Origin of the sequence: Peribacillus sp. NPDC096379, from assembly GCF_044762875.1 — a bacterium.
In the GTDB taxonomy this organism is placed as follows: domain Bacteria; phylum Bacillota; class Bacilli; order Bacillales; family DSM-1321; genus Peribacillus.
The window spans coordinates 18,768-32,539 of sequence record NZ_JBIWFD010000009.1 but is presented as its reverse complement, the minus strand read 5'-3'; the positions used below and the strand labels follow the sequence as shown (position 1 = coordinate 32,539).

Sequence of the window (13,772 nt, the reverse complement as noted above, 5' to 3'; positions counted from 1 at the left end):
TATGGTTGTTACTAGTAGCTGATGTGTATAGGGAAACATGCTTCCTGGTTAGTCTAAGAAAAATGCTCATAAGTGAGTGAGCTGTCCAATCGATTGTTTTTTTTTCGAATAAATTATTAAAAAGGAGGGGACGAGCGATGGCTAAAAGTCAAATTGTAGACATTTCACATTATCAACCTTCAAATAAAATTAATTGGGAAAAGGCTGCTCAAGAAGTTGCTTTTATGATCATTCGGGTCCAGCACGGATCTAGAATAATTGATAGGGAATATAAAAATCACGTAGCAAATTGTAAAAGATACGGTATCCCATTTGGCCATTATGCATATGCTCACTTTGTTAGTGTGAATGATGCAAAGGTAGAAGCCAATGATTTTCTAAATCGCATTGATCAAGATGCTAAATTTCTAGTTGTAGATGTAGAAGAAAAAACGACTGCCACCGATGCACAAATGGTACCTGCCACGCAAGCATTTATTGATGTTTGTAAAGCAGCTGGATGGAAAACGGGATTATATACCGGACATCACTTTTACAAACCATACTCTATGGATAAAGTGAAAACGGATTTCTTATGGCTGCCAAGATATGGGCCAAATAATGGATCAAGGCAAACACAACCTGATTATCCTTGTGACATTTGGCAATACACGTCAGTTGGGAAAGTTAGCTGGTATGAAGGGGATCTTGATCTAAATGTTTTATATGGCAATAAATCAATCGAGTGGTTTATAGGTATTGATCAAAAGGAGAGTGTTATAGTGGTAGATCATATAGATGATATTACAGGACATTGGGCCGAAAAGTCTTTAGAAAAAGCAAAAAAGGCAGGAATTCTAATGGGCTATGGAGATGGTTCAATGAAGCCGGATGAACCAGTCACAAGGGCACAATTGGCGGTTATCCTAGATCGATTAAAATTGCTGGATAAGTAGTTAAAACTATTATGTCTCAAGGTGCTTGATGATTTTTTTGATACCTTAAATTAAAGAAGAGTCTTCGTGAGTTTACAAAATACACGAAGGCTCTTCTTGTTGGAAATATAAGTATTTATTACGATTGCAAGAAAAACAGCAGAGTACATCGACATATATAGTAGTGCTTTATTAAATTGTACTTTACTACCTGGCGAAGATGGATCTATAGATTGATTAGGACTATTTTCTTTGGTTATTTCCAAACATCTTGTGCAATATTCACAACGTGGCGTACTTTTGCCCATTGTTCTTCTTCTGTCAGTTCATTACCTTCTTCTGTTGAAGCAAACCCGCATTGTGGGCTCAAACAGATTTGATCTAATGAAACATACTCTGAAGCTTCTGCGATTCTTTCCTTAATCCGTTCGGGATCTTCCAATGCGCCTTTTTTAGAAGTGATTAAGCCTAATACAACGGAAAGGTCAGGTCTATTTATATGACGCAGCGGTTCAAAACCACCTGAACGATCATCATCAAATTCAAGGAAAAGACCGTCAAGATTTAATCCACCGAAAATCGTTTTAGAAGCATCTTCATAACCACCAGTGGATGAATATGTTGATCTAAAATTGCCTCGGCAAATGTGCATCGTAATGATCATATCATCTGGCTTATTTGCGATGGATTCATTGATCCCTCTAGCAAACAGTTCTGCTAATGTAGCAGGATCTGACCCTCTCTTAGCGATTTGCTCTCTGCCTTTTTCAGAAAAGAATAGGGACCAAGCCGTATCATCTAATTGGAGGTATCGGCAACCGGCATCATAAAGTGCTTGAATAACCCCTTGATAGGCAGCAATTAAATCATCATAAAATTCTTCGTGAGTACGGTAAACATCAGTTTCTAGTGTTCCTCTGAAATAAAGCATATTGGGACTTGGTATGGCAAATTTTGCAACAGCATCGCCTGCAATATTATGAAGGAACTTATAATGATCAATCATATAATGATCAGAAAATGCGATTTTTTCCGTTACCTTAATGCCGTGCGCTCTTGTTTTAACACCGTTAAATTGAATGCCATCATTCGTTTCATGAAACACAACCCCATCAAAACCTGAAAGAAAATCTAAATGCCACCAAGCGCGTCTAAATTCACCATCAGTAACAGCTGTAAGACCAGCCTCTTTTTGCTTTTCAACTAGCTTTATAATTTCCTCGTCCTCGATTTTTCGTAATTCATCAGCTGTAATTTCACCGTTGTCCTTTTGTAAACGTGCTTGCTTAAGGCGTTCTGGTCGTAAAAAGCTACCGACGTGATCTGCTTTAAATGGTACATTCGTTACTCTTTCTTGCGCTGCTAATTTTGTCATGTTATTTCCTACTTCCTTTTATAGATTTTTCATAAAGCGTTTAATTAGGTCAAGTTTTTTTGCCAATAAACAAAAATAAAAGGGCCCTCGAGTAAGAAGAGGGCCCGCGAAAATACGAAGACGATCTTCTTATCTTCTAGGTATGTTCTATACCTATAGGAATTAGCACCTTGCCGAAACACGGCTGGTTGCTGAGACATCATCGGGCCAATCCCTCCGTCTCTCTTGATAAGAATGTGAGTATTCAGTTATTTGAAAAATTCGATTTATCCAAATTTACCACGCTGTGAAGGAAAATACAAGTAGTTTTTTAAACCGAGAAAGATCGTAGCAAGCCGTTTTTTTTGCAAATGTAGATGGGATCTACTCGATGTAATAAGAGTATTCTCGTTTTATAGATAATAAAGTAAATGAGATTGACAAAGAAATTAAAGATCGGGCTGAACGAATGAATCCACTTCGTGAAGTGAGCTAATCAAATGGGTAAAGCGGCTATTTCAGTTTATTTCTTGAGGAATTTAATAAAGAGATAAAATTACCCATTTCCGATTACAAAGAGCAAAAGTCTTAGTATCTATTTTTTTGAAATAATATTGTTTAAAAACAAGGAAAAAAACCCTATGCGAATCTATATATTATTCGTTTGGTGTGGAAATATTGGGTAATTATTCCTCTTTTTCTCATATGGCTAAGGAATGAATTGACCTTTTCTGTTTGTATTTTTACAATTATAGTAAATATATTGAAAAGGAGAGGATTACATGTCTGGAATTATTCGTGTTACCCCTGCAGAACTAGATAGTATGTCCAACCGTTATACGAGTGAAAGCAATCAGGTAGGAGATCAGATTACTCGCTTAAATACGATGATTGGTGAATTGGAAAGTGTTTGGGAAGGGGAAGCGAGCAGAGCATTTAGTGAGCAATACGATGCATTAAAACCATCGTTTGTACAAATGCAAAATTTACTTGAGGATATTTCTCGGCAGCTTAAAAGCACAGCGAGAGCTCTTGCTGATGCTGATAACCAAATCGCTAGCCAGATTCGCGGGTAACTTCCATCTGAATATGAAGTATGTAGGAGCGCCATTTTCACAAGATGAAGGCGCTCCTTCATCTATGAGGTGAGAAAATGTATATTATCGTTACAATCGATTTAAAACATTATGGAAATGACAGCTTCGACCTCCGTCTATCCAACTATAACTCTGTTAAGAAACTGATTGATATAGTTTGGCAGGCTAAAGCCATCTCTGAACCCCCGCGAGAGGGATATTGGGTACGGATACCTAACAAGCAAATTGTCTTATCTGGAACGGATAAGCTGGTGGAGCACGGAATCGCCACTGGGGATCGTTTTGAAATTTTATCTAACGGGCAGTAAAACCCCCACTGATTGAAATTTCACTTTATAAAGGAGTATTGAATCATGACAGAACAGAGTCGAACGTATCTCGAAGAACAGCTTGAAGCGGTATTAAAGAGAGAAGATAACTCTATTCATTTAATTTTTCAAAGGGAAAAAATTAAATTAAATGATCGAGCGGAAATGGAAATGATTAAAGACATAGACCCTTCTATACATAAAGAGGTTATCTTAACAGAGGATGAACTCAGCCTCGTATTTCAATCGCCTCAAACCTATTTATCCTTTAACGAAATCCAAAGTAAAGATGAAAAAAGCAGATGGGTTTTTGCCTTTCAACTCCTAAAAAAAATCATGAATCATCCCTTCCATCGGCTACATTTGATCGTCTGTCCGGAAAATATTGTAGCAGATGAAAGCTTAACGCCCTATTTTTTACATTATGGAGTCATGGAGAGCATTCCTCCTTATGAACAAGATCGGGAAAGACTTTGGCAGGAGATAAAAGCCGTCGTGGCTGCTTCCGTCGTATCTAAGCATCCCTTTTTACACTATTTCAAGTTTCATGAAACACTAGAGCTGTCACCCAAAGAAGCGGAAATCATGAACACAGAAAATGAAGAGGCGCTTTTGGCTATTATTCAAAAAAATATGAAATTGCTAGATATGCAAGAGAAGAAGTTTGTACGAGTAACCAAAAAGGAATGGAAGATTACTAGATTCGTTTCTCTCGGTCTTTTGATTTTTTTGTTACCGGCACTGATTTATAGCTTGTATTCACTTATTCTTAGCCAACCTAAACAGGCTGCCTTCATTAATAGCCAGGAATACTTTTTGAATAAAGAATACAGTCAGGTAATCAATACTTTATCAGATTATAAAATTAAAGGCATGCCACAGATCGTTCAATATGAACTTGCACAATCTTACATTATTAATGAAGCGCTAAATGAAGATCAAAAAGAAGTGATTCGAAATACAGTTAGTCTTCAGGCAGACCCTCAATATTATCAATATTGGATCCATATTGGTAGAGGTGAGGCAAAGGAAGCTTTGGAAATCGCTCGTTCACTTGAAGATCGAGATATCATTATTCTTGCACTGATTCAGTATAGTGAAGAAATTAAAGCAGATGAAGAGATGAAAAGCGAAGAAAAACAGCAAGAGCTAGATAAAATTCAAACTGAATTAAATGAATACGAGCAAGAACAAAAAGCGCAGGAAGAAGAAGCGAAAAGGCTGGAAGAAGAGGAAAAACGGAATAAAGAAAAACAAGAGGAACAAGCGAAATTGGAGGCTGAGCAACAGCAAGCTTTGGAGCAGGCTGGTAAAACTCAGACAACCGATAGCCAAAAGTCAGCTGAAAGTAAGAATAATGAATAAAGGATTGCAGGAGGAGATAGCATGAGTAATCTCTGGTTGTTCTATAATCAGTATTACCAGAGGGTGCCACTCGGCAAAGATCAAGCTCATTCTTTATCGGTTGGTCCCGATGTCCAGCAAACAGTTACAGTTAGAGAGTTTCCTTTCACTGGGGGAATATTGGATATCGTTATAGAAGAGAGTCGTTTTGTTATTAGACAAAATGAGACATTGATTTTTGAAGGTAAAGTAGAAGAACCGTTCGAACTTGAAGATCGAGGAGAAACATTAAGGATGTTTTTGACTTCCTCGGATGTATTAACATCTACATATTATATGGGGTATCAACAGGAAATTTCTTTTTCATCTGATAATGAGGATGCTGTTTTCTATAAAAAGAAAACAGCCATTTTAAAACAAGACAACGACTCTTTTCATCTTTTAAAAACGGGTGGAAGATGGCAAGTGAAGCCACAAGAGGCTACTCTTTTTGTAAACGGACAAAAGGTCAGGCAGAACATGATCGTGGAAATAGGCGACATTATCTTTTCTCCCTTTATGGAAATCCGTTTATTAGATATCGATTTAATTGAAATCATCAGTCTAGATAAATATGTTACGAGTCTTCCTTTGACCAGACGCCCACAGTCAGAAATGAGCAAAAAGTATCCGACCTATCGTCGTACTCCGAGAATGATTTATGAACTTCCGGAAGAGAAGGTTTCGCTATCGTTCCCATCGCAGGAGTCAGATGATAGCAATAGAGGTCTATGGCTCATCATTATGCCTCCGCTGATTATGTTAATAGTTATGGGTGTAGTTGCCATTATTCAGCCGAGAGGGATCTTTATTATCGTTTCCATGGTTATGTTTATGACTACATTAGTAACCTCATCTGTACAATTTTTTAAAGATAAACAAACCCGGAAGAAGCAGAAAGAGCGAAGATATAGAGTGTATACACTTTATTTGGAAAATAAGCGTAAGGAACTTCAAGAATTAGCCGAAAAACAAAAGCGTGTTCTAGATTATCACTTTCCATCATTTGAAAGAATGAAATACTTAACCGGGTTTATCTCGGACCGGATTTGGGAGAGGTCGATTGAAAGTTATGATTTCCTTCAATTTAGATTGGGTACTGGAACTGTGCCATCTAGCTACCAGGTTTCGGTTAGTTCGGGTGACATGGCCAATCGGGAAATCGACAATTTGTTAGAACAGTCTCAAGTGTTGGAAAAGGTGTATCAGGAAATAAAAAATGTACCGATCGTAGCTGACCTGTCAAAAGGTTCTATCGGTCTGATTGGCAAAGAGAAAGTTGTAAAGAATGAGATTCACCAAATCATCGGGCAGCTTTCTTTCTTTCACAGTTATCACGATATAAGGTTTGTCTGTATATTTAATGAACAGGAATATAGCGAGTGGGAATGGATCAAATGGCTGCCTCATTTTCAATTGCCGCATGCACATGCAAAAGGGCTCATTTATAATGAACAAACTCGTGATCAGTTGCTTTCATCCATATACGAAATACTTCGTGAGCGTAATTTAGAAGAAAATAAGGAAAAAGTAAGATTTACCCCATATATCGTTTTTATCATTATGAATCGGCAGTTAATCGCAGACCATGTCATATTAGAATATTTAGAAGGTGAACATGCTGATCTTGGCATTTCCGTCCTTTTTGCAGCAGAATCAAAAGAAAGCTTGAATGAGAATATCCATACACTCGTTCGTTATATCAATGATCAAGAGGGCGATATCCTGATCCAGGAAAATAAAGCAGTTAGCATTCCATTTAAGCTAGATGCTCATCAAAGCGAAGGAAATGAAGTATTTTCCCGGATGCTAAGAACACTCGACCATCAGGTGGGGATGACGAATTCGATACCTTCAAGTGTTTCTTTTATGGGGATGCTCGATGTAAAAGATATTGACCAGCTTCCAATTAAACAAAATTGGTTAACAAGGCAGGCAAAAAAATCACTTGCAGTACCAGTAGGCCTCAAGGGGAAAGTGGATCTTGTAGAATTGAACCTTCATGAAAAGGCACATGGGCCTCATGGTTTGCTTGCTGGGACAACAGGATCGGGGAAAAGTGAATTTTTACAAACCTACATATTATCACTTGCTGTTCATTTTCATCCCCATGAAGTGGCCTTTCTCCTTATTGATTATAAAGGGGGGGGCATGGCCCAACCTTTTAAAAATATGCCGCATCTCTTAGGCACGATTACAAATATTGAGGGAAGTAAAAATTTCAGTTTACGGGCACTTGCTTCGATCAAAAGTGAGTTGAAGAGACGTCAACGCTTATTCGATCAATATAAGGTTAACCATATTAATGATTATGCCGATTTATATAAAAAAGATGTTGCAGAGGTACCACTTCCTCATCTCTTTCTCATATCCGATGAGTTTGCAGAGTTAAAGAGCGAAGAACCAGAATTTATCCGTGAACTTGTTAGTGCGGCCCGAATTGGGCGAAGTCTAGGTGTTCACCTTATCCTTGCTACGCAAAAGCCAGGTGGAATTATTGACGAACAAATCTGGAGTAATGCTAGATTTAGAGTTGCTTTGAAAGTACAGGACACAGATGACAGTAGAGAAATATTGAAAAATGGCGATGCTGCCTCTATAACTGTAACCGGAAGAGGGTATCTTCAAGTGGGGAATAATGAAGTTTACGAGCTTTTTCAGTCGGCTTGGAGCGGTGCCCCTTATTTGGAAGACACTTCAGAGACAGAAGATGAAATTGCGATCGTAACGGATTTAGGCCTTATCCCATTATCAGATGTTACAGCTAGTGAAAGAAAAAACAAAGAAGTGCTGACAGAAATAGATATGATTGTTGATAAAATTGAAGCGTTGCAACAGTCGATGGGGATAAAGAAATTGAACAGTCCTTGGCTGCCCCCACTCGCAAATCGACTGTCACGAAGAGCGTTTCAAACTATAGAAAAAGGGAACATTCAATTAGCCTTAATCGATGAACCTGAAAAGCAAAGTCAGACACCATATGAGTATGATGTGATGGATGATGGAAATATTGGCATATTTGGTTCGTCCGGCTATGGGAAATCACAAACGGCTTTAACACTTCTTCTTAGCATGGCAGAACGGTACAGCCCGGAAGAAATCCATTATTACTTATTTGACTTTGGGAATGGTTCGCTGCTCCCACTAAAACAGTTACCTCATACGGCCGACTTTTTCTTAATGGATGAGAAGTTGAAAATAGAAAAGTTCATGAGGATTCTGAAGGATGAAATGGCTAGAAGAAAACATTTATTTCAACAACAAGAAGTTAGCAGTATGAAACTATATAATGCTATTAGTAACGAGAAGCTACCACTTGTATTTTTTGCAATTGATAACTTTGACATTATTAAAGAAGAAATGCAAGATCTTGAGGTACAAATCAATCAATTTGCCCGAGACGGCCAATCACTTGGCATTTATATGATCTTTACAGCAACAAGGATCAGCTCGATTCGTCAATCATTGATGAATAACTTAAAAACGAAAGTCGTTCATTATTTGATCGACAATACCGAGGTTTATTCTGTTTTAGGCAAAACTTCATTTGTCCAAGAGCCTATCCCAGGCAGGGCCGTTATAAAAAAAGACGAAGCCTATTTCTCACAGGTGTTCTTGGCTGCAGATGGTAAGGATGATTTTGAATTAATGGATGCAATAAGAAGCGATATTCAGTTGATAAAAGAAAAGTATCAAGGATTCAAAGTTCCTTTAGCTATTCCTATGCTTCCAGATCAACTGAACATGATGAACTTTAAACAGTATACAGACGCAATGGAGGAAACTGGAATAATCCCAATTGGCTTGGATGAAGAACATGTACAACCGGTAATAGCTGATTTTAATAAAAATAACCATTGCATGATACTTGGCCAAGCGCAAAAAGGGAAGACCAATCTAATAAAAGTGATCTTAGATACAGTCTTGTTCCAGGGAACCAAGAGCATCGGAGTGTTTGACTCATTTGATCGAGGATTGTCTAGCTATTCAGAGGAAGAATTGGTCTTCTATATGGAAACAAAGGAACATATTTCAGAATGGTTGTCTAATGTGGAAGAAATCTTATCAAAAAGGGAAGAGGAATATTTGTTCAAGATTCGAAATGGCGCAACCCTTTCAGGCTTTCCGCCACTATTCCTTGTCATAGATGGATATTCCCGCTTTTCACAAACCATTGATAGTCTCATGCAGGATAGAATAGCAAGACTCATGAAAAATTACAGTCATTTGGGCTTTAATGTACTCGTGTCTGGGAGTAATAATGATCTTTCTAAAGGGTACGATCCATTAACAAATGAATTGAAACAAATCCGTCAGGCCGTCATTCTAATGAAGAAGTCCGAACAGACGATATTTACACTTCCTTACGAACGGAAAGAGGAAGAAATTCAAGCAGGATATGGCTATTATGTGATGAATGGAAAAGAGCGTAAAATACAAATTCCGCTATGTGTAATTGAAAGGAAGGTTCTAACATGACGGGGAAAACAAGGTATATCATTAAGCTGATTCTCGCGGTTTTTCTGATTATCGTAACACCTGCGATCTTTTTTGGTGCCATTGGTGATCATCCGATGCAGGTTAGAGAAAATGCAACAAGGACGATTGCAGTTGTAAATGAAGACAATGGAACGGAAAAAGAAGAAAAGTCTTTGGACTTTGGCGATGAGATTTCCGCAATCCTTAAGGATGGATCAGAATATAAATGGACATTTCTAAGTCGGAGTGCGGCGGTTAATGGTTTAAAGAATACAAAGTATGATGCTGTTATTTATATACCGTCCGATTTTTCAAAGCGAATCATGACGTATGAAAGTGAGCATCCTGTCAAAGCAAAATTCGAATACACGATACAAGATCAGTTAAATGTGAATAATCGAGAGAAAGTTTTAAGGGAAGTTGAAAACGCAACGAGTCGGGTTAATGGGAAAGTCTCTACTTTATACTGGACATATGTTTCCCAGGATCTCGAGAATGTCCGAACAAAATTTGATGGAATTCTTCAAAAGGAAATTGATTTTCAAAATGCGATGCTCGCATTTTATAAACCAAGCTCCAAGAATCTTACCGGTGAGATTGAGCAACAACGTAAAATGTTGGAGAATATTCGGTCCACGATGACTACGGTAGGAAAGGCATCCCCTAAGAGGGAAGAAAATGTAAAGCAATTTGAACAAAGCTTCACATCGTTTGTCAAATATGTGGAGGATTATCGAGATTATCAGAATATCCAGCAGTTAATGCTCGAAAAGGTTCAAGATGAAAATATCGTAAGCGTTCAAGCGCTAGCGGCAAATCAGGCCCCAAGATATTCAGATTCTATGGATTACTTGGATGAGCAAAGTGAACAGATTTCCACGAATATTGAGGCAATTAACGAGCAACTTGATGAAAACAATGCAACTGTGAATACTCTTTCAATGGTTCGGCAAAATGAGGTGGAACGCCAAAAGAGTGATTTAATCAACTATTTGAAAGGGCAAGAAACAACAACGTTGAATAAACATGAAAGCACAATTATTACGTTGAAAACTGAATTGAATAAAGGGGCCCCTGAATCGAATCATCCTGATCTTCCGGGTCCTAGCGCAGAATCTGATCCAGCTTTGCCTACTGGTGATCAGGTAGGAACTGTTTCGGCAGCTAATGACAGTTCCATTCAAACTCCAGGTTTGAATGAGGAGAGGAATGAACTGCAAGTTATTATGAATGAGCTTAATGGATTGAAAGGATCTCTTGAAGCCATTGCCGATCCTAAACCAGAGCAGGTCACGGCGGGCATTAATCAATTGCCAGAAATAGCAGGAAGGCTGTCAAAAGTAGAACAAAAGCTTGCCGCATTTGATCAAGCAGAAAATCCGCTGCAAAAAACAGTCGATGAACTAAAAGCGGTTAATAATGAATTGGTGAAGAAAAATGAAATGCTAGCTACAGAGTATAATAGACTGGCGGAGGTGAACCAAAGCTTATTAAATCAACTCAATTCACCGTTAGACAACTTTCAAACTGCAGTAGTAGAAATTGAAAAACAAGAACAGGAAATCCTGGGATTAGAAGCTTTAACAGGGGAAAGAAAGAGAAAATTAGAACCTATATTTAATAAGGAAATTTATTATAGAAGTCCAGAAACCCTTCTGAAATATCATTCTTCTCTCGTTCAGTATAAGGAAACATTACAAAATAGTTTAGCAGGAAATCCAGAGAGCTTAACGCACTTATTAGAAAAAGTGAATTCAATGCTAGGGGTTAATGAACAGGAGCAGAATATATGGGATAAGCTATCAGCTGATATGCCTTTCGCAGGAGAGAAGCTGACAGGATTGCAAGATTACTTTACTGGATTCTTTACAGAATATAGTAAAAAAATGGGGGAGCAACAGGCAGCCATTTTGGAAGATCTAGCTTCATTAGATGAGAGTGCGAACACGGTCATGAATCAAGTTCAGCTTATGTCTACTGATACGCCGATTCCGAGTAATGGAGAAGATGGTAATACAGTCGTTATCCATCACAAGGGAATTGGTCAGGAAATGATTATGATGAATCAACTAATGGACTCACTTGGTGAAAGTCAGGGGAATATCGTCCAATTTACGGATGAGCTTCAAACAAAGGTTCAAGGCGTACAGCAAGATGCCAATAAACTGAATGATAAATGGACGGCGAATGTTGATACAACAACACTGGTTAGGAATGATATCTTTAATCTGCTTGGCAATACATTTGTAGATGGTCAGAAAAATGGCGTCGTGTATGACCATTTATCCAATCCGCTTGAAATAAGCGGGAATGCTATTTCGAAGCAAGAAACAAAGAAAGTGCCTCCAGTAGTGGTGCTAGTGATCGTTTTAATAAGTAGCTTGTTAATTGGTTATTTTAGCTATTATTTTAAAGATGCACCAATGCTCGTAAAAGGATCCATGTTTGTCTTATTAAATCTGATTGTAGGCTTAATCATTAGCTTGTTTGGCTTGAATATTTATCCGCTCGGAGAGGAACGTGCGATTGAATGGTCAATTTTTACGATTCTCCTTCTAATGGCAGCTTCGACAGTCGTATTTGTTTGTTTTTCCATAAGTACTTGGACTGGTTGGCTGGCAAGTGTAGGTCTTGTCATGTTTTTCATTAGTCCATTACTTGCTCTTACAGCACCGAATATCGATTATCAAGACCCGATGTCTCAAGTGTATATGTCGATCCAGTATGGAACAGACTCTCTTTTTATAACGGCAATCATCGTGTTACTTGGCATGATTCTGCTGCTTTCCGTCATTCCGTATGTGATAAGGGCCTTGAAAAGTGTCTTTACTCCGGAAGAGGAACAGGCTCATGAGGCTTAATGGTAAAATCCTTGTATTGCTGATGTTTTTGGTCATCCGTGTCTTATTTACAGATGCGGATTCAGCCAGAGCAGAGTCAAGTATTGATGATTTGACACCAAATACGTATGAGAAGAAAGAATTTAAGGAAAACACCGATTATCTTCATGATGAGTCACTGTATGAAAATAAGAAATCGATACCTAAAGAGGTGCAAGAGCTTACTTTTAAAAAAAATAATTCGAATCCGCTTGAAAAAGTAAAAGCGCAGTTGTTTACAGATATGAATATTGAAACGAATACAATCGCATCACGGGCCTCACAGCTACAACTTTTTACCGATGAAAATGTGAAAAGATATTATCATGAAGATAAAATGCCGCAAACGGAAAAGCAGAAGTCTAAAATATTGATTGTATACATTGGCTTGCTAATAATAGGCTTGCTAATCTTGTTCGTCATACTTATTCCAAAGATGGTTCACAGCAAGTAAGTTCAAGAGTAGCTTCACCTAGTGTCCAATAAGGAAAGGGTCAACCTACGTCGAGAATGTCTCAAAAGGGTCTGACCCTTTGCTTTTGGGACATCCTCGTGAAGTCTGACCCTTTTAGCATCTTTTCGTGTTTGACGAAGTGATTGGATGGCGTTATTTTGAATACTTTATGAAATATCCCTAGCCTACCATGGTGTGCTTTCGCCGCTTACTTAAGTTTTAGCAGCTTCCCGAAAGAAGTCCCTTCCTCAAGGAACAAAGTCAGTAGGGAGGGGATGAATTTCGGTTAGGCGTTGCCGAAAGATTCTCCACGTATTGCCAGTTATTATTGTGATTGAGAAGCTCGCAATCTTTTAGATTAACCTGTTTGTACGACTTATTAGGCTTCGTGATGTAGCTCCCATGAATATCTTTGACATATGCCATACCTGTTCCCGTAAAGCCCGTAATATATCCAATTCGCTCATACACTCGTACTCGATCATTCAGATACAATCCTTTCAGTTGTTTCACATTTTTTTTGTTTCGCTTGCTCTCGATATTCTTCGTCTTCCGACCTTTTCTAGCTGTGGCCTCATGCAACGAACGTTTTTTCCTGCGAAATTGCTTGATGAAGAAGATAGAATCACTCATTTGCTGAATCGTTTCTATTCTACTGATCGCAACCGCATCATTCGCATGAGTTTTTTCTAATCCTAACTCTTTCCTTCGTGGTGTAGTGACTGACCCATACGTCACGTTAGCCTTGGGATACTTTGTAAATACTCGTTTACGGAAGATATTCATAAACGTCCCCTCTTTGATGGAAAAAACAGGGCTATATAATCGAAATGTATGATTTTAGTCTATTTAACTGATGGGTATTATTTACTATTGTGTGATTAGAAGATTGTTGTACGAAGGC

The 13,772-nt window shown here is 38.2% G+C and carries 9 protein-coding genes and 1 riboswitch; of the genes, 7 read left to right on the top strand and 2 right to left on the bottom strand.

Features of this window, described 5'->3' with window-relative positions; all coding sequences use genetic code 11:
* Positions 1-137 precede the first annotated feature (137 nt).
* Positions 138-935, top strand: coding sequence for a GH25 family lysozyme (locus tag ACIQZI_RS22695; protein WP_403077755.1), 798 nt, complete (start codon positions 138-140; stop codon positions 933-935).
* A gap of 235 nt (positions 936-1,170) precedes the next feature.
* On the opposite strand, the gene ACIQZI_RS22690 is transcribed toward ACIQZI_RS22695, so the two are convergent.
* Positions 1,171-2,289: a 5-methyltetrahydropteroyltriglutamate--homocysteine S-methyltransferase gene (locus ACIQZI_RS22690; protein ID WP_062187118.1), complete on the bottom strand. Its 1,119-nt coding sequence runs from the start codon at positions 2,287-2,289 to the stop codon at positions 1,171-1,173.
* A 126-nt stretch (positions 2,290-2,415) separates the two neighbouring features.
* Positions 2,416-2,524, bottom strand: a riboswitch (SAM riboswitch).
* A gap of 526 nt (positions 2,525-3,050) precedes the next feature.
* On the opposite strand from ACIQZI_RS22690, the gene ACIQZI_RS22685 reads away from it, so the two are divergent.
* The 6 genes from ACIQZI_RS22685 to essA all read left to right on the top strand — a co-directional run bounded on the left by ACIQZI_RS22685 (position 3,051) and on the right by essA (position 12,868).
* On the top strand, positions 3,051-3,344 hold the full coding sequence (locus tag ACIQZI_RS22685) for a WXG100 family type VII secretion target (RefSeq protein WP_062187117.1): 294 nt from the start codon (positions 3,051-3,053) through the stop codon (positions 3,342-3,344).
* Between the two features lie 77 nt (positions 3,345-3,421).
* Positions 3,422-3,673: an ESX secretion system protein YukD gene (gene yukD, locus ACIQZI_RS22680; protein WP_403077750.1), complete on the top strand. Its 252-nt coding sequence runs from the start codon at positions 3,422-3,424 to the stop codon at positions 3,671-3,673.
* A 45-nt stretch (positions 3,674-3,718) separates the two neighbouring features.
* The gene (essB, locus tag ACIQZI_RS22675; RefSeq protein WP_403077747.1) at positions 3,719-5,038 is read left to right on the top strand and encodes a type VII secretion protein EssB; all 1,320 of its coding nucleotides are present in this window, start codon (positions 3,719-3,721) and stop codon (positions 5,036-5,038) included.
* 21 nt (positions 5,039-5,059) lie between these two features.
* Entirely contained in the window at positions 5,060-9,535 is a 4,476-nt protein-coding gene (gene essC / locus ACIQZI_RS22670; RefSeq protein ID WP_403077742.1) for a type VII secretion protein EssC, read from the top strand.
* Complete coding sequence (esaA, locus tag ACIQZI_RS22665; protein WP_403077737.1) at positions 9,532-12,396, top strand: type VII secretion protein EsaA; 2,865 nt, start codon at positions 9,532-9,534, stop codon at positions 12,394-12,396. The genes essC and esaA overlap by 4 nt, the downstream gene beginning before the upstream one ends.
* Positions 12,386-12,868 (top strand): type VII secretion protein EssA, encoded by a 483-nt coding sequence (gene essA, locus ACIQZI_RS22660; protein WP_403077731.1) that lies wholly within the window; start codon positions 12,386-12,388, stop codon positions 12,866-12,868. Before esaA ends, essA begins: the two co-directional genes overlap by 11 nt.
* Before the next feature lie 261 nt (positions 12,869-13,129).
* On the opposite strand, the gene ACIQZI_RS22655 is transcribed toward essA, so the two are convergent.
* Entirely contained in the window at positions 13,130-13,654 is a 525-nt protein-coding gene (locus ACIQZI_RS22655) for a hypothetical protein (protein WP_403077729.1), read from the bottom strand.
* Between the last annotated feature and the right edge of the window lie 118 nt (positions 13,655-13,772).

Coding starts and splice junctions, on each gene's coding strand:
- ACIQZI_RS22695 (WP_403077755.1), top strand. CDS start 138: ATGGCTAAAAGTCAAATTGTAGACATTTCACATTATCAACCTTCAAAT.
- ACIQZI_RS22690 (WP_062187118.1), bottom strand. CDS start 2,289: ATGACAAAATTAGCAGCGCAAGAAAGAGTAACGAATGTACCATTTAAA.
- ACIQZI_RS22685 (WP_062187117.1), top strand. CDS start 3,051: ATGTCTGGAATTATTCGTGTTACCCCTGCAGAACTAGATAGTATGTCC.
- yukD (WP_403077750.1), top strand. CDS start 3,422: ATGTATATTATCGTTACAATCGATTTAAAACATTATGGAAATGACAGC.
- essB (WP_403077747.1), top strand. CDS start 3,719: ATGACAGAACAGAGTCGAACGTATCTCGAAGAACAGCTTGAAGCGGTA.
- essC (WP_403077742.1), top strand. CDS start 5,060: ATGAGTAATCTCTGGTTGTTCTATAATCAGTATTACCAGAGGGTGCCA.
- esaA (WP_403077737.1), top strand. CDS start 9,532: ATGACGGGGAAAACAAGGTATATCATTAAGCTGATTCTCGCGGTTTTT.
- essA (WP_403077731.1), top strand. CDS start 12,386: ATGAGGCTTAATGGTAAAATCCTTGTATTGCTGATGTTTTTGGTCATC.
- ACIQZI_RS22655 (WP_403077729.1), bottom strand. CDS start 13,654: ATGAATATCTTCCGTAAACGAGTATTTACAAAGTATCCCAAGGCTAAC.